At 73.2% G+C, this 25,011-nt stretch carries 21 protein-coding genes; 10 read left to right on the top strand and 11 right to left on the bottom strand.

Annotated elements, in window-relative coordinates; translation table 11 throughout:
* Positions 1-3: 3 nt before the first annotated feature.
* Entirely contained in the window at positions 4-1,104 is a 1,101-nt protein-coding gene (locus tag HCN08_RS07985) for a polymorphic toxin-type HINT domain-containing protein (protein ID WP_167982204.1), read from the bottom strand.
* A gap of 9 nt (positions 1,105-1,113) precedes the next feature.
* Here HCN08_RS07985 and HCN08_RS07980 point away from each other — a divergent pair, with 9 nt between their 5' ends.
* Positions 1,114-2,454: a LamG-like jellyroll fold domain-containing protein gene (locus HCN08_RS07980; protein WP_167982203.1), complete on the top strand. Its 1,341-nt coding sequence runs from the start codon at positions 1,114-1,116 to the stop codon at positions 2,452-2,454.
* 102 nt (positions 2,455-2,556) lie between these two features.
* On the opposite strand, the gene HCN08_RS07975 is transcribed toward HCN08_RS07980, so the two are convergent.
* Positions 2,557-4,731 (bottom strand): BTAD domain-containing putative transcriptional regulator, encoded by a 2,175-nt coding sequence (locus HCN08_RS07975; protein ID WP_167982202.1) that lies wholly within the window; start codon positions 4,729-4,731, stop codon positions 2,557-2,559.
* 151 nt (positions 4,732-4,882) lie between these two features.
* Positions 4,883-5,080, bottom strand: a complete 198-nt coding sequence (locus HCN08_RS07970) for a hypothetical protein (RefSeq protein ID WP_167982201.1) — start codon at positions 5,078-5,080, stop codon at positions 4,883-4,885.
* Between the two features lie 445 nt (positions 5,081-5,525).
* On the opposite strand from HCN08_RS07970, the gene HCN08_RS07965 reads away from it, so the two are divergent.
* The 7 genes from HCN08_RS07965 to pcaB are packed head-to-tail and all read left to right on the top strand — an operon-like array spanning position 5,526 to position 14,495.
* Positions 5,526-7,142 carry a class I adenylate-forming enzyme family protein gene (locus HCN08_RS07965; protein ID WP_167982200.1) on the top strand — a complete coding sequence of 539 codons (1,617 nt, stop codon included), beginning with the start codon at positions 5,526-5,528 and terminating at the stop codon, positions 7,140-7,142.
* A complete protein-coding gene (locus tag HCN08_RS07960) occupies positions 7,139-8,212 on the top strand; it encodes a methyltransferase (protein ID WP_240969880.1) in 1,074 nt (357 codons plus the stop codon). The genes HCN08_RS07965 and HCN08_RS07960 overlap by 4 nt, the downstream gene beginning before the upstream one ends.
* Positions 8,212-9,324 carry a type III polyketide synthase gene (locus HCN08_RS07955; protein WP_167982199.1) on the top strand — a complete coding sequence of 371 codons (1,113 nt, stop codon included), beginning with the start codon at positions 8,212-8,214 and terminating at the stop codon, positions 9,322-9,324. The genes HCN08_RS07960 and HCN08_RS07955 overlap by 1 nt, the downstream gene beginning before the upstream one ends.
* The gene (locus HCN08_RS07950) at positions 9,321-9,887 is read left to right on the top strand and encodes a cupin domain-containing protein (RefSeq protein ID WP_167982198.1); all 567 of its coding nucleotides are present in this window, start codon (positions 9,321-9,323) and stop codon (positions 9,885-9,887) included. Before HCN08_RS07955 ends, HCN08_RS07950 begins: the two co-directional genes overlap by 4 nt.
* The gene (locus HCN08_RS07945) at positions 9,888-11,036 is read left to right on the top strand and encodes a DegT/DnrJ/EryC1/StrS family aminotransferase (RefSeq protein WP_167982197.1); all 1,149 of its coding nucleotides are present in this window, start codon (positions 9,888-9,890) and stop codon (positions 11,034-11,036) included.
* A gap of 16 nt (positions 11,037-11,052) precedes the next feature.
* Positions 11,053-13,041 (top strand): FAD/NAD(P)-binding protein, encoded by a 1,989-nt coding sequence (locus HCN08_RS07940; protein WP_167982196.1) that lies wholly within the window; start codon positions 11,053-11,055, stop codon positions 13,039-13,041.
* A complete protein-coding gene (gene pcaB, locus HCN08_RS07935; RefSeq protein ID WP_240969879.1) occupies positions 13,038-14,495 on the top strand; it encodes a nitrosuccinate lyase in 1,458 nt (485 codons plus the stop codon). The genes HCN08_RS07940 and pcaB overlap by 4 nt, the downstream gene beginning before the upstream one ends.
* A 57-nt stretch (positions 14,496-14,552) precedes the next feature.
* Here the strand turns inward: pcaB and HCN08_RS07930 are convergent, their stop codons facing one another.
* The 3 genes from HCN08_RS07930 to HCN08_RS07920 form a co-directional block, all read right to left on the bottom strand.
* A complete protein-coding gene (locus HCN08_RS07930) occupies positions 14,553-15,086 on the bottom strand; it encodes a YceI family protein (RefSeq protein ID WP_167982195.1) in 534 nt (177 codons plus the stop codon).
* A 103-nt stretch (positions 15,087-15,189) separates the two neighbouring features.
* Positions 15,190-16,188 (bottom strand): methyltransferase, encoded by a 999-nt coding sequence (locus HCN08_RS07925; RefSeq protein ID WP_167982194.1) that lies wholly within the window; start codon positions 16,186-16,188, stop codon positions 15,190-15,192.
* 118 nt (positions 16,189-16,306) lie between these two features.
* Complete coding sequence (locus HCN08_RS07920) at positions 16,307-17,302, bottom strand: helix-turn-helix domain-containing protein (RefSeq protein WP_322974305.1); 996 nt, start codon at positions 17,300-17,302, stop codon at positions 16,307-16,309.
* Between the two features lie 194 nt (positions 17,303-17,496).
* On the opposite strand from HCN08_RS07920, the gene HCN08_RS07915 reads away from it, so the two are divergent.
* Positions 17,497-18,882 (top strand): SMI1/KNR4 family protein, encoded by a 1,386-nt coding sequence (locus HCN08_RS07915; RefSeq protein ID WP_167982193.1) that lies wholly within the window; start codon positions 17,497-17,499, stop codon positions 18,880-18,882.
* Positions 18,883-18,894: 12 nt separating this feature from the next.
* On the opposite strand, the gene HCN08_RS36460 is transcribed toward HCN08_RS07915, so the two are convergent.
* The 4 genes from HCN08_RS36460 to HCN08_RS07895 all read right to left on the bottom strand — a co-directional run bounded on the left by HCN08_RS36460 (position 18,895) and on the right by HCN08_RS07895 (position 23,060).
* A complete protein-coding gene (locus tag HCN08_RS36460) occupies positions 18,895-20,013 on the bottom strand; it encodes a glycoside hydrolase domain-containing protein (RefSeq protein WP_322974304.1) in 1,119 nt (372 codons plus the stop codon).
* 170 nt (positions 20,014-20,183) lie between these two features.
* Positions 20,184-21,437 (bottom strand): PP2C family protein-serine/threonine phosphatase, encoded by a 1,254-nt coding sequence (locus HCN08_RS07905; protein ID WP_167982192.1) that lies wholly within the window; start codon positions 21,435-21,437, stop codon positions 20,184-20,186.
* Positions 21,438-21,578: 141 nt separating this feature from the next.
* Positions 21,579-21,950: a DoxX family protein gene (locus HCN08_RS07900; protein ID WP_167982191.1), complete on the bottom strand. Its 372-nt coding sequence runs from the start codon at positions 21,948-21,950 to the stop codon at positions 21,579-21,581.
* Between the two features lie 195 nt (positions 21,951-22,145).
* On the bottom strand, positions 22,146-23,060 hold the full coding sequence (locus tag HCN08_RS07895) for an MBL fold metallo-hydrolase (protein WP_167982190.1): 915 nt from the start codon (positions 23,058-23,060) through the stop codon (positions 22,146-22,148).
* A gap of 106 nt (positions 23,061-23,166) precedes the next feature.
* Between HCN08_RS07895 and HCN08_RS07890 the strand changes: the two genes are divergently transcribed.
* Positions 23,167-24,090: an AraC family transcriptional regulator gene (locus tag HCN08_RS07890; RefSeq protein WP_167982189.1), complete on the top strand. Its 924-nt coding sequence runs from the start codon at positions 23,167-23,169 to the stop codon at positions 24,088-24,090.
* An 80-nt stretch (positions 24,091-24,170) separates the two neighbouring features.
* Here HCN08_RS07890 and HCN08_RS07885 read toward each other — a convergent pair whose 3' ends face one another.
* Positions 24,171-24,890 carry an alpha/beta fold hydrolase gene (locus tag HCN08_RS07885; protein ID WP_167982188.1) on the bottom strand — a complete coding sequence of 240 codons (720 nt, stop codon included), beginning with the start codon at positions 24,888-24,890 and terminating at the stop codon, positions 24,171-24,173.
* Between the last annotated feature and the right edge of the window lie 121 nt (positions 24,891-25,011).

Here is a 25,011-nt window from a genome sequence, read left to right as displayed (position 1 = left end):
GTGCTAACCAAACCTAGAATCGTCGTTGCCGCCCCCACGGTTGCAGGGTATGCATTCAAGACCCGTGCCCTCCTGGTAATTGTCGAGCACTTCCTCGCGAGAAACGCCGGGATCGAACTGCCGATTGGTCCATGAGGGATTATGACTGACATCCCAGTCCCGTGTTGCGTCTGGCGTTCGCGGCGCGACCATTACCTCCCCGGCACAGTTTGGTCCTTGCGTCGGGCACAAGCGTCCACCGTTTGGTCCAAGCTCCGCATTGTCCCAGGCGCTATCCTCTGTTGCAACACGGAAGCCCCCGCGGCTAGTAGTTTGCCCGGTCGCATTCGTGCCGCGCAACATTCCATCGCTATCCGGCTGCCCGGCCTGCAGGCGATTCGGAGCCGGTGCGTATTGCCCTGCTCCTGGCTGCCCTGCAGGTATCCGGCAACGATCGCTCGTGTTGTGGACCAAGACCGGGACGTCGCCCGCCACGACATAGTACGTGTGGACCTGGTCGACGGTGAGGTTGTAGCGATCGGCGGCGCCAGGGGTGACGCGGACGGCCAGGACGGTCGCGTGGTGGTCGGCGGAAGTGTTGAGGGATTCGCCGGGGCGAAGGTTGCCGGCAGGGGTCCACGTGTGGGTGGTGTCGTCCCAGAACGGGTGGTTGGCCGTGGTGTGAAGGGTGGCGGGTGCGCCGTCTGAGTACTGGACGGTGACATCGAGCAGGTCGGTGTCGTAGTTGACCCAGGTGGCTGTGACGGTGTGCGGTCCGGCGTTCTTACCTGTCTCGGGATCGGCTGATTCGACCTGATCGCCTACTTGCACCTCGGCGATGGGCTTGCTCTTGCCGTTCTTGAGGAGAACGGGAGTCGCCGGATCGAAGCTGCATTTCTTTCCGACTTCAGGATCGGGTTCCTTGGGAGTACCAGAAGTGGGGTGGCTCGGCTGGGCTTCATCCTTGGGCGCGGCCGGGGCCGGATCCGGTGCGGCCTTCGTCTCCGGAGGGGCGTGCGCAGTGACAAGATCCTGCGGCGTTTCCGGTGTACCGTGAGGCGATCCGCCGGCACGGTCGGTGGGCAGCCGACGCTCTGGGCCCGCGACAGCACCGGTGCGATCCACACCTACTCCTTGAGCTTCGACGCGGACGGCCTGCCCACCAGCGTGCTCGCGGCGCCCGAGCCCCGCCCGCTCACCTCACTCGTGCAGACGGGCGGCCCCCAGCTCTGCGCAGAAGTACGAGGTGCGTCCGCTGCAGCCGGGACCGCGGTCCAGATCGGGGTCTGCAACGGCGGAACGTCCCAGCAGTGGTCGCTCGGCAACGACGGCACCGTTCACGCCATGGGCGGCTGCCTGACCGAGGGGGGCACCGCCAACGCCGCCTCGGTCACGCTCGAAGCCTGCAACGGCAGCGGCGCCCAGAAGTGGCAGCCGGGCAGTGCCCCCGGCTCGTTGGCCAACCTCGCATCCGGACTGTGCCTGGCCGATCCGGCGGGGAGTACCAGTGCCGGGACCCAGTTGATCATCTGGACTTGCCAGGACGACACCTCGCAGAACTGGGCCGGCGCATCGGCAGGAACACTTCCCGTCGCGACCGCTGTTCTCCCTCTCGCTCTCGACCGGGGCACCCTGCCGACGGTGGCCTCCCCCGGAGACGTCAACAGTCCTGACGGCAGCCCTGACGCGAACCCCGACCTCTACGCGGTGTCGCCGACCGGCCAGTACCGCGAGTATCCGGGCAAGGCCGCGGTGAACGGCATTGCCCAGTTCACCGGATCCACCGTGCTGGGCAACCTCGACAGGCCGGCCGACCGGTGGAACCTCACCGATACTGCGGACGAGTTCAACGGCAGCGCGGCGCTCTCCCTGCACGCACCGGCCGCCTTCGTCACCGACACCGCCCGCGGCACCGTGCTCGGCCTCGACGGAACCACCGGATACGCCGACACCGGTGCGCCCGCAGCCCTCACTGGAGAGACAGCGAGTATGACCGTCTCCGCCTGGGTGAAACTCCGGAACCTCACGGCCAATTCGACTTTCGTCTCGCAGTCGGACACGGCCGGGCAGGCCAACGGATTCCAGCTCTATTACTCCGCCACGGCACACGCATGGGCGTTCAACCGCGCAAACGATGACGGCACGACCGGCAGCTTCTCCGCCGTCTACGGCCCGAGCACCGGGTCCAACAGCGCTCAGACGACAACCTGGACACACCTCACCGGCGTCTACGACGGCGCCGGCAAAACCCTTTCCCTCTACGTAAACGGGCACCTGGCCGCAACCGGCGCCTACACCGGTTCCGACTGGAACGCCGGCGGCAATCTCCAAATCGGCCGCCGCCTCTACCAGGGCGCCTACGGCGAATACGCGAACGCCGCCATCAGCGATGTCGAGCTCTACCCGAGTTCCCTCACGCCGGAGGGTGTAGCTGCTCTCGACAATCAGCCGCCGGTCCCGATTCGGCTGAGCTGAAACCGTCGGGCGCAGATGTGGTCGGTTCCCGGGGCACCGGTGGTGTTCCGGGAACCGGCACCGCCGTGTGAGGCACATGGGTTCGCCCGCCGTGCGGGGGTGTCAGCCGTAGAGGGAGCGGGGGCGGGTGACGCCCATGGCGCGGGCTATGTTGCCGGTCCAGGAGCGGGCCGCGGCGCGGCCGAGGCGTTCGTGGAGGTAGGCGCGGCGCAGGCGGCCGGTCTTCTCGTAGAGGACCTCGGCCGTCAGGCCGTGGGTGAAGCGGAACCAGCCCAGGCGCTGCTGGTCCTCGGCGACCAGCCCCGCCTCGACCGCCGCGTCCAGCGCTTCGAGGGCGGCCTCGATCTCCACGGACGCGGCCTCGGCGACGACGTCGATGTCGAAGTGGCGTCCGGCGATGGAGGCGACCGACAGCATCTCGGCCGCGGGGTACGGGAGTTGGGCCACCCGGCGGAGCAGGACCTCGCGGACGGGGGCGGGTACGGGGGCGGTGCCGGGCTCGGCCAAGCGCTGCTCGCTGGTGAGGAGCTTGATCAGCTCGCGCAGGAAGAAGGGGTTGCCCTCGGTGCGTTCCCACAGCTCCTGCGCGGTGCGCTGGCCGACCTCGCGGCGCAGCATCGCCCGGGCCAGGGTCCTGGTCTCGGCGACGGTCAGGCCGCCCAGCGCGATCGTGGTCATGCCCTCGCGGGCGAGTGCCGCGGCCGTCTCGTCCATCGCCGGCTCACCGGAGCGGTGGGCGACGACCACGAGCAGCCGGCTGGCGTGCACGTATCCGGCGATGTGCGCCAGCAGCCGCAGCGAGTCCCGGTCGGCGCGCTGCGCATGGTCGAACGCCACGGCGAGCGGGCCGAGTTCGGCGGCCCCGGTGAGGTAGCCGACGATCGCCTCGCACAGCCGCAACGGTACGGACTCCGGGTCGGCGGCCTCCGCGGCGGGCAGCGCCCCGTCGCCTTCCAGGAACTCGACCACCGGCGCCGGCACCGGGTGCCGGGGGAAGTGGTCGGCGACCGCGCGCAGCACCTGGAGCCACGGCCACAGCCGCGGCGCCCTGACGTGCTCGGGGCACGCGCCCCACAGCACGGGCACCCCGGCGGTGCGGCCGAACCGCCGCAGCAGCCCGGTCTTCCCGCTGCCGGGCTCGCCGGACACCGCCACGACCTGCCCGCGGCCCTCCGCCGCCGCGGCCAGCGCCTGGTCCAGTTGCCGTAACGCGGCCTCGCGCCCGACGAACGCCTCCGCCCCGCCGGCCGGCGCGGCGGTCCCGGCCGCGTCCGCCGCCCCGTCGGGCACCGCCTGCGGCCCCACCACCTGCGGCCCCGCCTGCGGCGGAACCGCGGGGGCGAGTTCCGGGAGCGCTCCCGGCGGCGGCACGAGGCTCACCGCGGGCGCGGACACCGCCGGCGGCTGCCAGTCGAGCGCGGGCGCCTGGTTGAGGATCTCGCTCTCCAGGTGCTGGAGCGCGGGCCTGGGGTCGATGCCCAGCTCCTCGGCGAGCCGCTTCTGGTTGGTGCGCAGCACCGCGAGCGCGTCGGCCTGCCGCCCGGCGCGGTAGAGGGCGAGGCTGAGCAGTTCGCAGCCGTACTCCCGTAAGGGGTGCGCCTGCATGAACGCCTCCAGCTCGGCGACCGCGACCTCGTGCGCCCCGGCGGCCAGCAGCGCCGCGCACCGCCCTTCGACGAGCGAGAGCCGCAGCTCCTCCAGCCGCTCCACCTCGGGGATGACATGCGTGGCATGCCCGACCTCCGCGTACGCCTGGCCGCGCCACAGCGCCAGGCCCGCCTCGAACTCGCCGAGCGCCTGCCGCCGGTCGCCGCGGCCCCACGCGTGCCAGCCGGCGGTGGCCCGCTCGCAGAAGCGGTGGACGTCGACCCGTACCCGCCTGCTGTCGATCCGGTAGCCCTGCCCGTGGGTGCACAGCACGGTCGCCGGGGTGCGGCGCGGCCGGTCGGGCTCCAGCACCCGCCGCAGGTTGGCGACGTACGCGTGCAGCGAGGTCCGCGCGGACGGCGGCGGGTGCCCCGCCCACAGCTCCTCCAGCATGACGTCGGCGGTGACGGGCTGTCCCACCCTGCTTATCAGCAGCGCGAGTAACGCCCGTTGCTTGGGAGTTCCCAGGTCCACCATGCGCCCGCCGACGACCGCCTCGACCGGACCCAAAACGCGGAATTCCACCACGCCGTGCGGGGTGTTCTGTGTTTCCTGTGGTAACGCCTCGGTCCACCGGATATATCCGGGCGGCGTGCGATAAGGGGCCGTGATGACTTCCGCGTTCGTCATATCGTTGGTCCTTTGGCGTCATTACCGACAATGGCGGTGGACAACGCCATGACGTCGGCGAAGATCGGCAAGAACGAAGATCGGCGGGAACTGCCGCACGCTCGACGGGCACGCCGCGTGACGGCGGGGAAGCATGGGAACAGCGGTACCGCTAGGACTGTGCGGGCGGCGGCGACTGCGTAACATCCGCCAGTCGCGGAATGTGCCGGCGTGCGGCGTGCGCGGCGTCGGCACCGCCGTCCGCGCCGTCATCATCGCCGACCACGAACATGGCCGCACCCCCGTAAATCACACCCACACGCCGCAGGCGGCTCCCCGAAAAAACACCAGATACGAGAATGGCCAGCACGGCGGTAATTGTCAAGACCTGTGGATTGGTCGGGTCCATCCTGGATTCGGGCCTAATCGGCTGTTTGACGGGCGGTTTTTCGCTGTGCCGTTCAGCCGTCGGACGCCCGCCGGTAAGACTCCCGGGCACCGCCGGTAAGACTCCCGGACGCCGCCCGTAAGACTGCCGGACGCGGCCGGTAAGACTCCCGGGCACCGCCGGTAAGACGGCACCCGCCAAGCCGGCGCCAAGGGGTTCGTTAGTCCCGCGCAAGTCCCGTGGCCGATGCTGAAGCACGCGGCAGCCGGAAGGGGACACCGCTGTGGCTGAGGGCGGCAGGGGGTCACCCGGGAGGTCCGTGCGGTCCGTTCCCCGGCGGCGGGAGCGACGATAGCGCCGGTCCCCGCGCGCATCCATCGCCGTCCGGCCCCGCATTCCCCCGCAAGCGGATAAGGAGCTGGTCCGGATGATGGGCTTCATGGTCGACCGGCGGATAGCCCGGCAGGGCCTCCAACTCGGCAGTATGCCGGAGATGGCGGCGGCGCGGCACGCCACGACCCGACTCGTACTCGACCACGATCTGGACGTACTCCCCTCTGCCGGGAGGAAGTTGACGGTCACTCAACTCGCCGCGCACATCGACGACCTGGCGCGCCGGCTGGCCGCGGCCGGGGTCGGGGCCGGCGACCACATCGCCATCTACAAGCTGCCCAACTTCGATGTGTGGATGCTCGCTTCGGCCTCCTCGCGGATCGGCGCGGTGCCGGTGATGCTGTCCCCGGCGCTGGACGCGCGGACCGTCGCGATCCTGCTCGGCCGGCTCGACCAGCCGTTCCTGCTGACCGACCTGCCCAAGCTGGACCTGCTGGCCGACGAGCCGGTACGCGACCTGACCGCGGGCGTGCTGATCACCGGCGGCCGGTGGGAGGGCGCCACGAGCCTGCCGGAGCTGGCCGGCTCACCGCGCGTGCAGCCGGTGCACCGGGGCCTGGACGAGCCGGCGATGATCACCCACACCTCGGGCACCACCGGGGTGCCCAAGCTCGTCGTGCACACCCCGCGCACCATGGGGGTGCGGCTGCGCCCGCAGTGGTGGCTGCTGTCGCTGATGTGGCGGCGCGACACCATCGCGATCAACCTGCCCTTCGTGCACTCGCGGATGTACGCGGCGATGTCGCTGGTGCTGATGAAGTCGCTGCCGACGCTGCTGATGAACAACCCCAAGTCCGACGAGGTCGCCGAGCTGTTCGCCGCCCACAAGCCGACCTTCATCGAGGCGCTGCCCAACGCGTTCATGGACTGGGAGCCGCTCGCCGACGACCCGCGCCGGCCGTTCGCGTCCGTGAAGTACTTCTCCAGCACCTTCGACGCGATCCACCCGCGCACCATCACCCGGCTGATCCGCGCCTCCGGCCGCCGTGTGCCGCTGTTCTTCCAGATCTACGGGCAGAGCGAGGTCGGACCGGCCGTCGGCCGCCCCTACTTCAGCAGGTCCGCGCACCGGGTGGACGGCCGCTGCGTCGGCTTCCCGATGCCGGGCTGCGCGAAGGTGCGGGTCGTCAGCCGCGACGGCAAGCACCCCTCGAAGGACAACCCCGGCTTCATCGAGGTCCGTTGGGACGGCATCGCGCACAGCTACCACGGCGAGCAGGAGCGCTACGACGCCAACAAGAACGAGGGCTGGTGGCGCACCGGCGACGTGGGCTACCGCACCCGGCGCGGCTGCCTGCACATGCTGGACCGCGAGGTGGACATCGTGCCCGAGACCAGCAGCACGCTGGAGATCGAGGACGTGATGCTCGCCCGACTCGACGAGCTGACCGAGCTGGTGGTCGTGATCGGTCCCAACTCCGAGCCCGTTCCGGTGATCTGCACCGAGGACGACCGACCGATCGACCTGGACCGCTGGCGGGCCGCCGCCGCCCGCTTCCCGCACCTCGCCGACCCGGTGCAGATCCCGGCCGCCGAACTGCCGCGCACGGCAACCATGAAGGTCCGCCGGGTCGAGCTGTCGCGCCGCCTCCAGGAGTCCGCATCGACGCAACTCCCGCCGCACGCCCACTCGAAGGGATCAGAGCAATGACCACGCCAGATGCCACCCTCGCCCGCTTCCGCGAGTACATGGTGGGCCCCGCGCGCTTCATGAACCTGCTGTCCTGCTTCGAACTCGGCCTGATCGACCAGCTGCGCGCCACCCCCGGCCTGACCGCCGCCGACCTGGGCGCCGCCGCCGGCACCAAGCCGGACACCGTGGAGCAGTTGCTGCACCTGCTGGTCAAGGAGGACTTCGTCGCGCTCGACGAGAGCACCGGCCGCTACACGCTGGACGCGCTCGCCGACGTGCCCGAGTCCGACCTCAAGCGTGCGCTGACCTACATGAACATGATCAAGGTGGTGGCGCTGCGGCAGGTCTTCTACCTCACCGAGAGCGCCCGCACCGGCAAGCTCGCGGGCCTGTCCACCCTCTACGGCTACGACGGCACGCTCTACGGCGCCGTCGCCGAGCACAAGGACCTGCGCGAGTCGTGGGCGACGCTGATGGACAACGTCACCGCCCGTATCGACCCGTGGTTCTTCGGCACCATCGACGTGCCCGCCGGCGCGCAGGTGCTGGACGTCGCCGGCAACACCGGGCTCGGCGCGATCCACACCTACGAGCTGAAGAAGTCGCCCGGCCTGCACGTGACGACCTTCGACCTGCCGGAGAAGGAGGAGGAGGCGCTGGAGAACTTCCGCGCCCACGGCGTCGCCGAGCACTGCTCCTTCATCGGCGGCGACGTCTTCGACGGCATCCCGCAGGGCTACGACGTCGTCCTCATCAAGCACTTCCTCGACATGTGGGACAAGGCCGAGGTGCTGACGATCCTGCGCGGTGCGCACGCGGCCCTCCGGCCCGGCGGGCAGCTGCACATCCTGGTGCCGGTCTACCCGGAGAACATCAAGGACCGCGACAACTACAACGTCGACTTCTTCCCGAGCTTCTTCATCGGCTGCACCATGGGCCAGGGCGGCCCGCAGAAGCAGTCGGTGTACGTCAGCTGGCTGGAGGAGGCGGGCTTCAAGGTCACCCAGGCGGTCACCAAGGACCCCTCGGAGCTGCCGCCGGACGCCATCCCCGTCCAGGCCGTGCTGTCCGCGAGGAAGGCCGGCTGATGGCCACGCTGTGCAAGCCGTCGGTGAGCGTGCCCGAGCATGTCATCACCATGGAGCAGACGCTGGACTTCGCCGCCCGCGTCCACGCCGGCAAGCCCCAACTTCCGCTCGCGCTACGGCTGATCCAGAACACCGGGGTGCGCAAGCGACACATCGTGCAGCCCATCGAGGACACCCTGGGCCACCCGGGCCTGGAGGAGCGCAACCGCATCTACGAGGCGGAGTCCAAGAAGCGCACCCCGGCCGTCATCCAGGACGCGCTCGGCAACGCCGGGCTCACCGCGGCCGACGTCGACGCGATCATCTACGTCTCCTGCACCGGCTTCCTGATGCCGTCGCTGACCGCGTGGCTGATCAACGAACTGGGCTTCCGCGCCAGCACCCGGCAGATCCCGATCGCCCAACTGGGCTGCGCGGCAGGGGCGGCGGCCATCAACCGGGCCCACGACTTCTGCCGGGCCTACCCCGACTCCAACGTGCTGATCGTCTCGTGCGAGCTGTGCTCGCTGTGCTACCAGCCGGTCGACGACAACGTCGGATCGCTGCTGTCGGACGGCCTGTTCGGCGACGCGGTCGCCGCCGCGGTGGTGCGCGGCAGCGGCGGCAGCGGCATCCGGCTGGAGCGCAACGCCTCCTACCTCATCCCGCACACCGAGGACTGGATCTCCTACGCGGTGCGCGCGAGCGGCTTCCACTTCCAGCTCGACCGCCGGGTGCCGGGCACCATGGAGCCGCTGGCGCCGGTCCTGCGCGAACTGGTCACCGAGCACGGCTGGGACGTGGCCGATCTCGACTACTACATCGTGCACGCCGGCGGCCCGCGCATCCTGGCCGACCTCAGCAAGTTCCTCGGCGTGGACAGCAAGATGTTCCGGCACAGCTGGGCCACCCTCACCGAGTACGGCAACATCGCCAGCGCCGTCGTCTTCGACGCGCTGCGCCGGCTCATCGAGGAGGGCGTGCCGCTGCCCGGCGCGACCGGCCTGATCGCCGGCTTCGGCCCGGGCATCACCGCGGAGATGGCGGTCGGCACCTGGACCCACGAAGGCACCGCCTTCGAGCGGGACTTCGTACGGTCCGCCGAGCGCGCGGCCGAGAGGGCGGTGGCATGAGGGGCCTCATCGTGCCGCCGGGCGCGGGCAAGCGGCTGCTGACCAAGGCGCAGGACGTCACCTTCAAGGTCACCGGCGCGGACGGCGGTTTCGCCTCGACCTTCGAGGTGATCGTGCCGCCGGGCTTCAACGTCGGGGCCCATCTGCATGAGCACTCCACGGAGTTCTTCTACGTCCTGGAGGGCGAGCTGGAGCTGTTCGCCTTCGAGCCGGTCGAGCGCGAGGGCGACGACTGGCGGCAGTGGAAGTCACCGGAGGGCGACCGGCCGCTGCGGGCGGGCGCGGGCAGCTGCATGTTCGTGCCGAGCAACACCCCGCACGCCTTCACCAACCCCACCGACACCCCGGCCAGGATGCTCTTCCAGGCGTCCCCGCCGCCGGACCACGAGCGCTACTTCGAGGAGATCTGCGAGATCTTCGGCGCCGGCACCACCGTCGACTCCGGGGCCGTGCAGAAGCTGCGCGACCGCTACGACGTCCGGCAGATCACCCCGCTCACCTTCACTCCCCCGGCCCCGCCCGCCGGGGCCACCTCCCCCCAAGCCGCCGACGGTGAGGCGTAGATGACCACCCAGGAACCCATCCCGCTGGTGTACCCCAGCCTCGGCGAGGCGGAACTGGCCGCTGTCGCCGAGGTGTTCGCCTCCGGCTGGCCCGCCGGGCAGGGCCCGCGCGGCAAGGCGCTGGAGCAGCAGCTCGCCGGGCGGTACGGCGTCGGCGGCGCGGTCGCCGTCACCAACTGCGGTGCCGCGCTGCACCTGGCGCTGCTCGCGCTCGGCGTGCAGCCCGGCGACGAGGTCATCGTCGCCGACTACACCTTCCCCGCGCCCGCACACGCCGTGAAGTACGTCGGCGCCGTCCCGGTCTTCGCCGACGTGCGCGCCGACACCGGCACCGTCGACCCGCAGGCCGTGCTGGACCTCATCGGGCCGCGCACGGTCGGCGTGATCGCGGTGGACACCCTCGGGATGCCCGCCGACTACACCGAACTGCTCCAGATCACCGGCCGGCACGGGCTGTTCCTGGTCGAGGACGCCGCCTGCGCGGTCGGCGCGACCTACCAGGGCAAGGAGGCCGGCGCGCTGGCGCCGGTGGGCTGCCTGTCCTTCCACGGCCGCAAGGGCGCCACCAGCGGCGAGGGCGGCGCGCTGCTGACCGCCGACCCGGCGCTGGCCGCGAGCGCCCGGCTGATGTCGTCCTTCGGCATCGAGCCGATCTTCGACCAGGCGAAGGTCGTCGGGCTGCCGATCCCGGTGTTCACCGAGGCCGGCTACAACTACAAGCTCTCCGACATCGCCGCCGCGATCCTCCAGGTGCAGCTCGGCCGGGTCGGTGAGCTCCTGGCGCGCCGCAACACCGTGGCCGCCCGCTACGGCGAGCTGTTCGCGGACGAGGAGCTGGCCGCGGTGCCGTACGTGCCGGCGGACCGCACGCACGCCTGGCAGTCCTACCTGCTCACGCTGGACCCGCGGGTGGACCGCTCGGCGGTCGCCGCGGAGCTGCGCGGGCAGGGCATCGGCTGCGGGCACGGCACCTGGGCCTGCCACGTCCAGCCGGTCTACGACAGCAAGCAGACCTGCCCGGTGTCGGCCGACCTGTTCTCCCGCCAGCTCGCCATCCCCATGCACGCCGAGCTGACCGGGCCGCAGGTCGAGAGGGTCGCCGAGGCGGTACGGGCCGCGCTGCGCCGGCACGCGCGCCCCGCCGCGTGAGGACGGGGGCGGCGGCGTGAGCGGCAAGAGCGCCCTGGAGGTGTGCCTGGTCGGCGCGGGGCCGCGCGGCCTGTCGCTGCTGGAGCGGCTGGTGGCGCGCGAGCGGGTCGCCCCGCGCTGGAACCGGCTGACCGTGCACGTCGTCGACCCCGACCCGCCGGGCGCGGGCCGGGTGTGGCGCCTGTCGCAGTCCCGGCACCTGCTGATGAACACCGTCGCCTCCCAGGTGACGGTGTTCACCGACCCGAGCGTGCGGATCGCCGGGCCGCTGGCGGCAGGCCCGAGCCTGTACGCGTGGGCGAAGGCGCTGGTCGACATCGCCGAGGCGTCCGGCAGCAGCGCCCCCGACGACCCGGCGCTGTGCGAGGCCCGCGCGCTCGGCCCCGACACCTACCCGACCCGCGCGCTGTACGGCCAGTACCTGACATGGGCCTTCCGGCACGTCGCCGCCGACGCGCCGCTGCACGTACGGGTACGGGTGCACGCCTCCCGGGCGGTCGCGCTGGACGACGCCGACACGCGGCTGGGCCCGCACGGGCCGCAGGCGGTGCTGCTGGCCGACGGCACCCGGCTGACCGGCCTGGGCGCGGTGCTGCTCGCGCAGGGGCACGTACCGGTCCTGCCGAGCGCGCAGGAGCGGGAGTTGGCCGGTTACGCCGCCGCGCACGGGCTGACGTACATCGCCCCGGCCAACCCCGCCGACGTGGACCTGAGCGGCGTACGGCCGGGCGAGAACGTGCTGTTGCGCGGGCTCGGCCTCAACTTCTTCGACTACATGGCGCTGTTCACGCACGGCCGCGGCGGCGTCTTCGAACGCACCGGCGGGCGGCTGGTCTACCACCGCTCGGGCCGCGAGCCGCACCTCTTCGCCGGCTCCCGGCGCGGGGTGCCCTACCAGGCGCGCGGCGAGAACCAGAAGGGCCCGCACGGCCGTTACGCGCCCCGGCTGCTGACCGCCGAATACGTCGCGGCGCTGCGCACGCCCTCGACCGCGCGCGAGCCGATCCGCTTCGGGACCGGGCTGTGGGCGCTGATCGCGATGGAAGTGCAGTGCGTCTACTACGAGACGCTGCTGGCCCGCCGGGAAACCCCCGCCGCCGCCGCGGACTTCGCCGCCCGCTACCTGCGCGCCGCGCCCGGGCCGGACGAGCAGAAGCTGCTGGACGAGGCCGGTATCGACCCGGCCGAGCGCTGGGACTGGGAGCGGGTGGCCCGCCCGTACGACACGCACGCGCTGCACGATCTGGCCGCCTTCCGGCAGTGGCTGCGCGGCTACCTCGACGAGGACGTCCGCAAGGCCCACGAGGGCAACGTGGACGGGCCGTTCAAGGCCGCCCTGGACATCCTGCGCGACCTGCGCAACGAGGTGCGGCTCGCGGTCGACCACGGCGGCCTGGACGCCGCCTCGCACCGCGACGAGCTGGACGGCTGGTACACCCCGCTCAACGCCTACCTGTCGATCGGGCCGCCCGCCTCCCGCATCGAGGAGATGGCCGCGCTCATCGACGCGGGCGTGCTGGACGTGACCGGCCCGGGCATGCGGATCGGCACCGGCGGCGAGCAGCCGTGCTTCGTCGCGACGTCCACCGAGATCCCGGACGTGCGGGTGGCGGCGACCACGCTGATCGAGGCCCGGCTGCCGGACATCGACCTGCGCCGCACCGCCGACCCGCTGATGGGCCACCTGCTGCGCACCGGGCAGTGCCGCCCCTACCGGGTGCCCGGCTCGGACGGCGCGGACTACGAGACCGGCGGCCTCGCCGTCTCCCGCCGCCCCTACCACCTGCTGGACGCCCACGGCACGCCGCACCCGCGGCGCTTCGCCTACGGTGTGCCCACCGAGTCCGTGCACTGGGTGACGGCGGCCGGCATCCGCCCGGGGGTCGGCTCGGTGACGCTGGAGGACTCCGACGACATCGCGGCGGCGGTGCTGGCGCTGCCCGCACCGCCGCTGCCGCAGGGGCGGCCCACCGGCAGGGCCAGGAGCGCGGGAGTGAAGGGATGACGACGATGGGGTACGCCGAGGGCACGAGCGGCACGAGCGGCGCGGACAGCGCGGACGGCACGCACACGGCCGGCCCGGGGGCGTCGGCCTACGCCGACACCGGGCTGCTGTCGCCGGTGCGGGTGGGCACCCCGGTCGAGGCGGCGGTCGGCGACCTCGCGTGGCTCCAGGCCATGCTGGACGCCGAGGCCGCTCTCGTACGGGCCCAGGTCCGCTGCGGGACGGTGCCGGCCTCGGCCGCCGAGGCGATCACCGCAGCCGCGCGCGCGGAGCACCTGGACGTACGGGCGCTCGCGCTCGCCGCCCGGGAGACCGCGAACCCGGTGGTGGGGCTGGTCAAGGCGCTCACCGCGGTGGTCGCGCAACAGGCGCCGGAGGCCGCGGAGTTCGTGCACCGCGGCTCCACCAGCCAGGACATCCTCGACACCGGCGAGATGCTGGTGGCCGCCCGGGCGCTGCGGATCGTCCGCGCGGACCTGCGGGCCGTCGCCGACGCCCTGGCCGAACTCGCCGCCGGCCACCGGGACACCGTCATGGCCGGCCGCACCCTCGCGCTGCACGCCGTGCCCACCACCTTCGGCCTGAAGGCCGCGGGCTGGCGGCAGTTGGTGCTGGAGGCCGCCGAACGCGTCGACGCGGTCGCCGAGCACGGGCTGCCGGTCTCCCTCGGCGGCGCCGCGGGCACGCTCGCCGGCTACCACCAGTACGCCGGCGAGGGCGCGCCGCCGGCCGCCGTGCTGGACCTGGTCGAGGCGTTCGCCGCCGAGACCGGGCTCGCGGTGCCCGTGCTGCCCTGGCACGCGCTGCGCACCCCGCTCGCCGACCTCGCCGCGGTCCTCGCGCACACCGCGGGCGCGCTCGGCAAGATCGCCGCGGACGTGCTCGTGCTGGCCAGGACCGAGGTCGGCGAGGCCGCCGAGCCCGGCGGGGCGGGGCGCGGGGCGTCCTCGGCGATGCCGCACAAGCGCAACCCGGTGCTGGCCACCCTCATCCGGTCGGCCGCCCTGCAAGTCCCGGCGCTGTCCATGGTGGTGACGCAGTGCCTGGTCACCGAGGACGAGCGCTCGGCGGGCGTGTGGCACACCGAGTGGCAGCCGCTGCGGGAGGCCCTGCGGCTGACCGGCGGGGCCGCGCACACCGCGGTGGAGCTGGTGCGCGGGCTGACCGTGCACCCGGAACGTATGCGCGCCAACCTCGACGCGACCGGCGGGCAGATCGCCTCCGAGCGCATATCGGCGGTGCTGGCACCGCGGTTGGGGAAGGTCGCGGCGAAGGAGCTGCTGGGCGAGGCGTCGCTGCTCGCCGCCGGGTCCGGGCGGGCGCTCGCCGATGTGCTGGCCGAACTGCCGCGGCTCAAGGGGCTGTTCAGCCGCGAGGAGCTGGCCGAGCTGCTGGACCCGGCCGCCTACACCGGGGCCGCGGGCCCGCTGGTGGACCGGGCGCTGGAACGCTGAGCACACGGGCGCCCGGCCCCCCGAGGAGGACCGGGCGCCCGGGCGAGCGGAAGGCGCTCAGCTCTGCTTCGTCGCGACGATGTCCAAGGTGACCTGGGTGCGGTCACTGATGAAGGCCGCGCCCTTGGTCACGCCGACCTCCTTGTTGCTGAGCACCGTCGTCGCCGTGAAGTGCACGGTGTCCCGGCCGCCGGTGCCGTCGAAGCCCTGCGGGACCAGGTTCAGCGTGAGGTGCTTGGTCACCGCGAGCACCGACAGGTCGCCCTCGACGACGAAGGAATCCCCCTCGGCGCGCACCGCGGTCGAGGCGAACGTCATCGTCGGGTGCGTGTCGACGCTCAAGTAGCCCTCTTTGCGCAGGTCGGTGTCCCGGCGCGCGTTCTTGGTGTTCACCGAAGCGGTCCGCACGACCGCTTTCACGGTCGATTCCAGCGGGCTCTCGGCGAGCACGATCTTGCCCTCGAAATCGTCGAACGTCCCCCGGGCGGTGAGGAAGCCGAGCATCTTCGTCTGGAAGGAGACGACGGAACGGGCCGGGTCGATCAGCCAAGTGCCGGCGGCGTAACCCGGAACAGTGACCTGCGTGGACATGATGCTGAGCGCTCCTCGCAATGGATAGAACGTGAACAGCAGGCCCCCGGACTTGCTGCCGTGGTCGAACAGTCGCGTGCAGGATATCGGCGCCGAAAGGTTTTCAGCGGGCGAAGACCAAAGTGGCCGGCGACATCGTCGGCTGGAACGAAATGTCCTCGAATCCCGCCTTGTTCAGCCAGGCGCGGTAGTCCGCGCGGCGCCATGTGCCGCCCTGTTTGCTCTTCAGCAGCATTTCCGAGGCGAACATCAGCGGGAAAGGCGGCCCGCTGCGGTCGTCGTCCACCACGAAATCGCAGATCACCAGCGTGCCACCGGGCTTGAGCGCACCGCGGATCTTGGCGAAGACCGCGACGTTGTCCTCCTCGCCCTCCTGGTGGGCGATGTGCGAGTAGATCGCGATGTCGTGCGCGGCCGTCCCGAAGTCCGCGGTGTGGAAGTCGCCGTCGACGGTGCCGAAACGGTCCGCGGCGCCGCGCTCGCCGACCAGCCGGCGGGCGATCGCGTTGATCGGCGCCCAGTCCAACTGGGTCGAGCGGGCTTGCGGGTTGGCCTCCAGCCAGATCGCCGAGTAGATGCCGGAGCCGCCGCCGATGTCGAGGATCGAGATCGGCCCGGCCTGCGCGATCCGCAGCTTCTCCGCCGCGATCAGCGCGACCGGCACGGACTGCGCCGCGATCGCCGGGACGAGCTCCTCCCAGTGCGGGTTGTCCGCGACCTCGGTCGTCACGTCGGCGATCGGGCCGCCGGCCGCGACGACCTCGGGCAGCACGACCGTGGACGCCATGTGCGCGAGCTTGAGCTTGGCGAAGCTGCTCAGGCAGGTGGGCCGGCCCTCCACCAGGAACAGCGACGCCTCGTCGGAGTTGCGGTACGAACCGTCGTGCAGCTCCACCAGGCCGAGGCTCACCAGGCCGTCCAGCAGCGCCTGCACACCGCGCTGCGAGATCCCCGCCTTCTCCGCGAGCCGTTCGGGCGTGTCCGCGCCGGCGTCGAGGTGGGTGAAGAGCGCGTGGCTGGCCGCCGCGCCGAGGATGCCGGTCGCCCAATAGCCGTTGGCGAGCTGCATGATCCGCTCCGGCGTCGGCTGATTGCTCGTCATACTGCGTCTCCCCGAGTGCTGGCAGTGTCGACCGCACGGTGCACTTGAGCATCGGCCACCGGACTTGGCTGCCACTGTGCGCGCCCTTGGCGACGGGTTGGCGCCGGCTTGGCGTCCGCTACTCGGCCGGGGCGGCGGCCGGCCCCGCGAGCACGGGCGCGTGCCGGTAGTCGCGCGGCGTGACGCCGTAGGCGGAGCGGAAGGTGCGGGTGAAGGTCGCGTGGTCGCGGAAGCCCCAGCGGGCCGCGATGGCGTGGATGGGCGTGCCCGACTGGCCGGGGTCGGTGAGGTCGCGCCGGGCGGCCTCCAGCCGCTGGTCGCGGATGAAGGCCGCCACCGTGGTGCCCTCGGCCTGGAAGAGCCGGTGCAGATGTCCGCGGGAGATGTTCCGGGCGGCGGCCACGCTGCTCGGGGTCAGGTCGGCGTCCCGCAGATTCCGCCGGATGAAGGACTTGACCTCCAGCGCCAGGGTGCGGGTGCGGGCCTCCGGGGCGAGCTCCCCCTCGGCCTCCAGCGCCTGCGCGAACAGCGCGGTGACCAGGTCGCTGAGCACCCACGCGAGCCGCTGCCCGTCGGCGGGCCTGTAGACGGACGTGTCACCGGTCACGCCGGTCAGGAACTGCGCGAGCAGCGCGCCCACGCCCTCCCGCCCCGAAAGCCCCCGCCCGACGATCTGCTGCGCCCGCCCCCACGGCAGGCCCAGCAGCGTCTTGGGCACCTCGACGCCGATCATGGTGATGGGCGTGCGCGGGTCGGTCATGATGTCGTACGGGATCGAGGTGTCGGTGACGTGGAAGTCGTACGCGTGGTAGGCCGCCTCGCTGCGCTGCCACTGCGCCACCGCGTTGCCGCTCATGCACAGCGACAGGTGGCAGTGCTCCGGGTCCGATTGGCGGATCAGCCGCGGGGTGCGGTGGAAGGTCAGATGCGGCCACTGCGCGGGCCACACGACGACCTCGCCCAGTTCGATCAGCCGGACGTGCGCCCGGAAGTCCGCCGCGAACTCGGTGGTCTGGTGCATCGGCGCGTGCGCGTGGCTGAGCAGTTCCTCCCACGCCTCGAAGCGCTCGCCGGCCGGTAGGTCCTCGGTACGGAACTCCGTCTCGTTCAGCACGCCCGGATCACCCCCTCGTCCCGTCCCGTCCGGCCCGAGTGAACCGCACGGCCGCGGCGGGCGCCACGCGCCCCCACGCCACATGTGAGACGCGGATGCGGTGGGACGGTTCCCGGCCGGCCGAGGGCGATGTCGTACCCCTGTGCTGAAGTGGAACCGGACATGGAGATCACTCGCCGGCGGAGGGCAGCACGATGGGGGAGCGTACGGCGTGGCGGCCGTTCCTGGAGCAGTGGAGCGCGGAGTGGATCGTCGGGCACGACCCGGCCGAGGCCCCGCCGCTCGACCCGGAGGTCGTACGGGACGGGTGGCTCGGCTTCGCGCCGGCGAGCGAGGCCGCGGTCGCGGCGGCCGAACAGCGGCTGGGCCGCCGACTGCCGCCCTCGCTGCGGGAGTTCCTGCTCGTGACGGACGGCTGGCGGGACGCGGGCTGCTTCGTCTACCGCATGGCCGGCACGGCGGAGCTGGCGTGGCTGCGGGACACCGAGGACCGGACGTGGATCGAGGTGTACGAGGAGCTGGCCGAGGAGGCACTGGACTCCTCCGAGGCGGACGGCGCCGGGGACGCCGGGGACGCTGACGAGGACGACGACGTGCCGTTCGAGGTCCAGGAGGCCCGGGTCCTGGCGCGGTCGCTGCGGCTGTCGCTGGAGGGCGACGCCGCGGTGATGCTGCTCGACCCGGACGACGTGGGCGAGGACGGCGAGTGGGCGGCGTACTGGCTCGCCTCCTGGTCCGGCGAGGGCCCCGAGCGGTTCGACTCGTTCGCCGACCTCATGCGCAAGCAGTGGCGCTCCTTCCACGCGCTGCGCCGCCCGCCGGGCGCGACCCGCGACCACTGGGACGGCGTGGTCGAGCGGGCCCGCGGCGAGGCGCTGGCCGGCGGGATCGAGGCACCGCTGGCGCTTCTCGACGAGGCGCAGGCGTTCGGCCGGTCCCGGGCGGAGGTGCTGGCGACGCAGCTGCGGGCGCTGCTCGGCGAGTGGCAGCGCCATGTCGCGAACCTGCTCTGGAACGCCGACCGGGTCGAGGACCTGCTCGACGGGCCGCTGTTCGCCGCCGAGCTGCTGCCGCTGCTGGTGCGGCACGACCGGCTCGCCGCCCGGCACGACCTGCGCCCGCTGCCCCGGCTGAAGGAGCACGGACCGGCGGCCGTCAAGGAGCTGATCGAGGAGTACGAGGCGCGGGCCGCCGCGCCCGGCTTCCGGCTCTCCTTCGGCAACGCCGAGTTCGACGCGGCCGTGCACGCGGTGGTCGATCCGCTCGCCGCGCACCCCGCCTTCGCGGACGCGGCGGACCCGGTGCGGCCGGCCCGCGACGAGCCGGTGGTGGTCCGGCACCTGACCGCCGTCATGACGTCGGGCGGTCCGGTGGCTGCCGCCGCCGCGGCCCCCTCCCCCGCGGAGGCCAGGGCCGCGCTGCTGGCGCAGGCGTGGCCGGCGCTGCTCGCGGCGGTGCCGCTGTGGCGGCCGGTCTGCGCGGACCATATCGCCCCGATATCCCTGCTGGCCGATCCGGTGCTGGCGCGGCTGCTCACCCCGGAGCGGGCCCGCGCGCTGCTGGCGACCCCGCGCGGCTGAGGGCGCGGGCCGTCAGCCGGTGATCGCGACCGGGGCGTCCCAGGCGTCCCGGTCGACGGTGATCGAGGCGCCGCCGTAGCTCTCCTTGGAGTTCACCTGGTACTGATGCCCGCGCCGGTGCCCGGTCCACAGGCCGGAGGAGAAAGGGAAGCCGGTGGTGGTGCTGTCGTTGCCGTCGTATTTCGCGTACCAGAGCACGTCCGGCATGTCCGGGGTCGTGGGCTTGGCCTGCGCGACGACGGCGGCGCTGGAGGAGGTGAAGCCGTAGAAGCCGGCCCAGTAGCCGCGGGCGTGCAGCGCCTTGTCCCACGCCTGGACGTAGGTCAGGACGGAGCCGACGCACGCGGCGTCGCTGTCGTCGAACGCCTCCATGTCGAGGTAGAGGGCGCTGCTCGCGCGCATGCCGAGGGCCTTGGCCCTGGCGACGGCGTCCGCGCCGTCCGAGGCGCCGAGGGAGGCGGCGTCGGCGGCGCTGATCCGCTCCTTGCTGCCGCTGGTCTGGCAGGGCGGCTGGGCGCCGACGTAGATCGGTATGAGCTTCCAGCCGGCGGCGCCGACCGTGCCGACCCAGGAGGAGGTGAGGTTGGGCTGGGCGCAGCCGCGGTTCCGGCCGCCGATGTAGACGGCGGCGGCGCCGTACGGGCTGCTCGCCTTCCAGGCGCTCATCTTGCTCGCGCCGGGCGCGGTGCAGGTGTCGAAGGCCAGGCCCGTGAAGACCTCGGCCGAGGCGGGGTGCGCGGGGCCCGCGACGGTGGCGGGCTCGGCTCCGCCGGTCGCGTCGCCGCCGCCGTCCCCGGCCGCGCCCCCGCCGGAGGCGCCGGTTTTCGGGGTGGCCGTGGCCGTGCCGGACGCGGTGGGCGTGGCGGTCGCGGAGGCCGTCGCCGTCCCCGAGGCGGACGCGGACGCCTTCGCCGAGGGCGTCGCCGACGCGCCGGGTGCCGCGCTCCCGGCTGCCCCGGCCGAGGGCGACGCCCCGCCCGCGGCCACGTCCCGCGCGTCCGCCCCGGCGTTCTTCCCGCCGCCGCCCACGGCGCCCGCGGCGACGGCACCTCCGCCGCCGACCAGGACGACCGCCGCGGCGATCCAGGCGTAGCGGTGCCAGGCAGGCTTGGGCGCACGGCGCTTCGACACGTGAAGTCCTCTGGAGCTCGACGTTCCGGCATGAGGGAACGGCGAACCCCCCGCCCCCAGGGGCCTCCCCCGGCCCCGGCCTCCGAATGATGCCATGCGCCCGCCGGTCCCCGTACGCCCCTCCCCCGGATGCCCCGCCCGCTGTCCCGCAGGGACCTGCCCGGCGGCGACTACACCGGCGGGGGCCGGTGGTCGGCGAGGGTGGGGCGGCGGGTGCGGGTGCCCGGCGGCGTGTGGGCCGGGGGCTGGCCGTGCGGCCGGCGCGGGGAGGGGGCGGGGCGCTCGGCGGTGGGGCGGTCGCCGAGGTAGTCGCGGCGCACGGCGACCACGGCCGCGTCGTCGTCGAGGGTGCCCGAGGTGTGGTCCAGAAGGTCCTCGCGGAGCAGCGCGAGCAGGTCGACGGGGTGGACCTCGGTGTGGACGATGCCGCCGAGGCGGTCGGCGAGCGGGTAGAAGCGGCCGGTGTCGTCGCGGGCCTCGGTGACGCCGTCGGTGTAGAGCAGCAGCGTGTCGCCGGGCTCGAAGGGGAAGACGTCGGGGGCCGCGCCGGAGTCCTGGAGGACGCCGATCGGGGGCGCGAACTGGCGCGGCGAGAGCGTCGTCACGCCGCCCCTGTGCAGCCGCAGCGGCGCCGGGTGGCCGCTGTTGAGGATGCTGATGCGCGGCTCGTCGTCGGGGATGTCGATGAGCGCGGCGGTGATGAAGGACTCCGCCGCCTCGGGCCCGTGCCGGTTGGGCTGGGTCAGCCCCCAGGCGACGATGGCCTCCAGCTCGGTGTGCAGCGCGGGCAGCGGCAGCTCGCGGTGGGCGGCGCTGCGGAAGGCGCCCAGGAGCAGGTCGGCGTCGTCGACCGCCGTCAGCCCCTTGCCGCGGACGTCCCCGATGAGCAGCCGGGTGCCGTGCGCGGTGCGGACCGCCGCGTAGAGGTCGCCGCCGATCCGCGCCTGGTCGGCCGCGGCCTCGTAGCGGAAGGCGACCGACAGCGGGCCGATCCGCTCCGGGAGCGGCTGGAGCACCACCTGCTGTGCGGCCTCCGCGACGGAGCGCACCTGTCTGAGCTCGGCGCCGTGCTTCTCGCGCAGCCGGCAGAAGAAGACGGTGAAGGCGGAGATCACGATGAGCGCGACGAGCTGGCTCTCGTGGTTGGAGGTGAAGATGCTGTTGCGCACCGCGGAGATCGTGAAGAGCGCGCCGGTCGCGAGCAGCCCGACGAGCGCGGTCAGCCGTGAGCTGCCGAAGGACGCGGTGAGCGCCGGCGCCACGACCAGCAGCGGACCGAGGTGGACCTCCTGCGGCGCGAGCACGTCGGCGACGGTGATGACCACGATGAGGGCGATGGGTACCGCGACCAGGCCCCGGTTCGTCTGCCAGGACCAGTCGGTCTCGTCACGGTCGGCACGGGGCCGGGACCATTGCCACTTCATCGTCCCCGATCACACCCACTCCGCTGGCGCACACGCACGGCAGACGGGCAGCGACACCGCGGCACCGGATCCGGGGCCGCCGAGCGCGAGCACCGTCCTCCTCCTTCCACCCATTGTGCGCCCCTCGGCCCGCGGCACACCTCAGCGGCCGGGCGCCTCCCGGGCGACCTTCAGCGCCCAGCCGACCAGCGGCACCTGCACGGGCAGCCGGCCGTACGCGATGGCGCGCAGCGCGGGGCGGCGGTGCCGCCAGTCGTAGGCCATCTTCACGTTCGCCGGGAAGACGGCCACGAAGAGCCCGGCGGTCAGCAGCGCGCCGGTGCGGCGGGTGGCGGGGACGAGCAGGGTGGCGGCGAGCGCGAGCTCGACGGCGCCGCTGGCCTGCGTCCAGGTGCGGGGGCGGCCGGGCAGCGCCTCGGGGATGAGCGCGTCGTACGGCTTCGGCGCGGCGAAGTGCGTGACGCCGGCGGTGGCGAGCAGTCCGGCGAGCAGCTGGGCGGGGCGAGCGGACACCGTGGCCTCCGGGAGGGACGGGACGGAAAAGGGCGACGGGGCAGGGGCGGGGAGCGGCGGGACCGGGCAGGGCGCGGGGCAGGGGGCGAGCGGCTACCCGTCGGTAATATCACAGCGGCGCCGCCCCCGGCTCCTCCCCTCGCCCGACCACGCCCCCGCGCACGCCCTCGCCACGCCACGCCACGCCCGCTGCGGCTACACCGCGGCGAAGGGCGCCCACCGCTCCACACCGAACCCCGTACCCTCCCGGCGCACTTCCAGCGCCCCGGCTCCGGCGAAGTGCGCCGGCACCAGCAACTCCCGCGCGTCCGCGGCCCGTTCGAGGATGCGGTGCCGGGTCGCCGCCGCCTGCCGCGGGTCGAGGCAGAAGCAGCTGCTGCGCGCGGGCCGCAGCAACTGCACGGGGCTGTGCAGCAGATCGCCGACGAACACCGCCCGCTCACCGCCCGAGTCGAGCCGCAGCACCGCCGAGCCGGGCGTGTGGCCGGGCGCCGCCTCCAGCGTCAGGTTCGCGTCGATGCGGCGCGTGCCCTCCCACAGGTCCACCTGCCCGGCCCGGTGCACCGGCGCGACGCTGTCCTCGTACACCAGTTGGTCGTCGCGCCGCGCGCCGCCGCCGTACGCGTTGCCCGGGCCGAAGTAGGCGTCGTCCGCGGCCGGCAGCAGATAGCGGGCGTTCGGGAAGGTCGGCACCCATCCGCCGTCCACGCCGGTGGTGTTCCAGCCGACGTGGTCGGCGTGCACATGCGTGACGACCACGACGTCCACGTCCTGCGGGCGCACCCCGACCGCCGCGAGCCGGGCCGGCAGGTCGCCCTTCCGCATGTGGAAGTGCGGGGTGTCCGGCCGCTCCCGCCCGGCGCCGACACCGGTGTCCACCAGCACCGTCCGGCCGCCGCTGCGCAGGACCCAGGTCTGCAGGGCGGCGTTCGCCATGCCGGTGTCCGGCGCGAAGTGGTGCGGCGCCAGCCACTCCTCGTTGTCCGCCCAGGTCTGCTCGCCGGCCTGCGGGACGAGGTACGCGGCGGGCGCGAAGGGCCCGCTCCACTCGACGACCCGGACGACCTCGACGTCGCCCAGCACGATGCTCTGTACGTTCTCGGTGATCATACGGACGAGGCTAGGTTCGCCGCGATGAGCCGCTCAATGCGCCGATCGCTCGATCCGATACGCGGCCGGCTCACGCATGGTCCGCCGTGCGGATAGGCTGGGCCGCATGGACGTGGTGAGCGACGCGATCGCGGCGGTGCGCGCCGGGCGGCCCTCCTCCGACCGGGTCCGGGTCGGCGGCCGGTGGTGCGCGCGGCTCGCCCCGTACGGCGGCGCGGGCTTCCATGTCGTCATCGAGGGCGGCTGCTGGCTGCTGCCCGACGGCGGCGAGCCGGTCGCGCTCGGCTCCGGCGACGCGGTACTGCTGCCGCACGGCACCGGGCACGTCATCGCCGACTCCCCCGCCGGCCCGGCGACTGTGGCGCGGGCGGTCCCGTTCGAGCGGTGGCAGGCCGCCGGGCGCCCCGCCGCGGAGCCGCCGGCGGCCGGCGCGGTGGAGCTGCTGTGCGGCAAATACCGGCTCGACCGCAGCCGGCTGCACCCGCTGCTGACGGAGCTGCCGCCGGTCGTGCATCTGCGCAACCGGGTCGGCGCGTACCCCGAACTGCGCGCCGCCATCGACCTGTTGGGCCGCGAGCTGACCGCCCGCCGGCCCGGCTCGGGCGTCGCCGTGCCGAGCCTGCTGGATCTGCTGCTGGTGTACATGGTGCGCTCGTGGGTGACCGAGGAGGGCGGCGGCGCGTGGCCGGCCGTGCTGGACGACCCGGTGACCGCCGCCGCGCTGCGCGCCCTGCACGCCGCCCCGGCCGCCCCCTGGACGCTGGACCGGCTGGCCGCCGCGGCCGGCGTCTCGCGCCCCACCCTCGCCCGCCGCTTCGGCGCCCTCGTCGGCCGCTCACCGATGGCGTATCTGACCTGGTGGCGGCTGACGCTGGCGGCGACCCGGCTGCGCGCCACCGCCGACCCGCTCACCGCGATCGCGCACGACGTCGGCTACGGCACGCCGTACGCCCTCTCGCACGCGTTCAAGCGCGAGTTCGGCACGACGCCGGGCCGCTACCGCGAGGAGCCCGCGCCGGGCGACGCCTGAACGCACGGGGCGGCACGGGCTGTTGAGGCCGCGGTGGTGTAAGGCCCGGGGGTTGCGGGGCTGTTGGGGCCGCGGGGCCGTCAGAGCTTTGCGAGCGCCTGCCGGACGAGGCCGGCGGCGCGGACCGGCTGGGCGATGAACGCCGTGTGCGAGCCGTCCACTTCCTCGACCGTCGCGCCCATCCGCTCGGCGACCGCGCGCTGCACCTCGGGGTTGATCGCGTTGTCCTGCCGCGCCACCTGGTACCAGCAGGGGATGTCCTTCCACCCGGCGGCCGTCGCGTTCTCGGTGAACGCCGCGGCGGCCAGCGGCCGTTGGGAGACGCGCATGACCTCCGCGACATCCGCCGGCACGTCCGCGCAGAAGGTCTCCCGGAAGCGGTCGCCGGCGATGTAGAGGTCCGGGCCGCCCGCCGCGCCCGGGGCGTCGTACGGCGTCGGCCGTGCGGTCTCGGCCAGCAGCGAGGCCGGGAAGGGCGCCTGGACCGAGGCGCAGCTCTCCCCCACGTCGAGGCTGAACGCCGCGAGGTGGACCAGGGCGGCGACATTGCCGAGCCCGGCGGACGCCTGGCCGATGACGGCCCCGCCGTAGGAGTGCCCGACCAGGACGACGGGCCCCTCGACCGCGGACACCACCGCGCGGACGGCGTCCGCGTCGTGCGCCAGGCCGCGCAGCGGGTTCGGCGCCGCCACCGCCCGTACGCCGGAGGCGGCCAGTTCCCTGAGGACGCCGGCGTAGCCGGACGCGTCGGCGAAGGCGCCGTGCACGAGGACGACGGTGGGTGCGGACGGTGCGGGCATGGGACTGTCTCCTTGAGAGGGTGCCGGTGGCGGGTCGCCGCGGACACCGCGGCCCCCGGTGGGCGGGCGCGGGTCCTGCTTCGATGAGAGCGCCCCGGCCGCCCGCACGCAAGCCGGACCG

The organism is Actinacidiphila epipremni (assembly GCF_012034175.1).
GTDB classification, from domain to species: Bacteria; Actinomycetota; Actinomycetes; order Streptomycetales; family Streptomycetaceae; genus Actinacidiphila; species Actinacidiphila epipremni.
The sequence above is the reverse complement of the archived record's forward strand: the minus strand, read 5'-3'. Positions and strand labels throughout refer to the sequence as shown.

Coding starts and splice junctions, on each gene's coding strand:
- HCN08_RS07930 (WP_167982195.1), bottom strand. CDS start 15,086: ATGTCCACGCAGGTCACTGTTCCGGGTTACGCCGCCGGCACTTGGCTG.
- HCN08_RS07885 (WP_167982188.1), bottom strand. CDS start 24,890: ATGCCCGCACCGTCCGCACCCACCGTCGTCCTCGTGCACGGCGCCTTC.
- HCN08_RS07975 (WP_167982202.1), bottom strand. CDS start 4,731: ATGACGAACGCGGAAGTCATCACGGCCCCTTATCGCACGCCGCCCGGA.
- HCN08_RS07950 (WP_167982198.1), top strand. CDS start 9,321: ATGAGGGGCCTCATCGTGCCGCCGGGCGCGGGCAAGCGGCTGCTGACC.
- HCN08_RS07955 (WP_167982199.1), top strand. CDS start 8,212: ATGGCCACGCTGTGCAAGCCGTCGGTGAGCGTGCCCGAGCATGTCATC.
- HCN08_RS07895 (WP_167982190.1), bottom strand. CDS start 23,060: ATGATCACCGAGAACGTACAGAGCATCGTGCTGGGCGACGTCGAGGTC.
- HCN08_RS07925 (WP_167982194.1), bottom strand. CDS start 16,188: ATGACGAGCAATCAGCCGACGCCGGAGCGGATCATGCAGCTCGCCAAC.
- HCN08_RS07915 (WP_167982193.1), top strand. CDS start 17,497: ATGGGGGAGCGTACGGCGTGGCGGCCGTTCCTGGAGCAGTGGAGCGCG.
- HCN08_RS07960 (WP_240969880.1), top strand. CDS start 7,139: ATGACCACGCCAGATGCCACCCTCGCCCGCTTCCGCGAGTACATGGTG.
- HCN08_RS07890 (WP_167982189.1), top strand. CDS start 23,167: ATGGACGTGGTGAGCGACGCGATCGCGGCGGTGCGCGCCGGGCGGCCC.
- pcaB (WP_240969879.1), top strand. CDS start 13,038: ATGACGACGATGGGGTACGCCGAGGGCACGAGCGGCACGAGCGGCGCG.
- HCN08_RS07905 (WP_167982192.1), bottom strand. CDS start 21,437: ATGAAGTGGCAATGGTCCCGGCCCCGTGCCGACCGTGACGAGACCGAC.
- HCN08_RS07945 (WP_167982197.1), top strand. CDS start 9,888: ATGACCACCCAGGAACCCATCCCGCTGGTGTACCCCAGCCTCGGCGAG.
- HCN08_RS07965 (WP_167982200.1), top strand. CDS start 5,526: ATGATGGGCTTCATGGTCGACCGGCGGATAGCCCGGCAGGGCCTCCAA.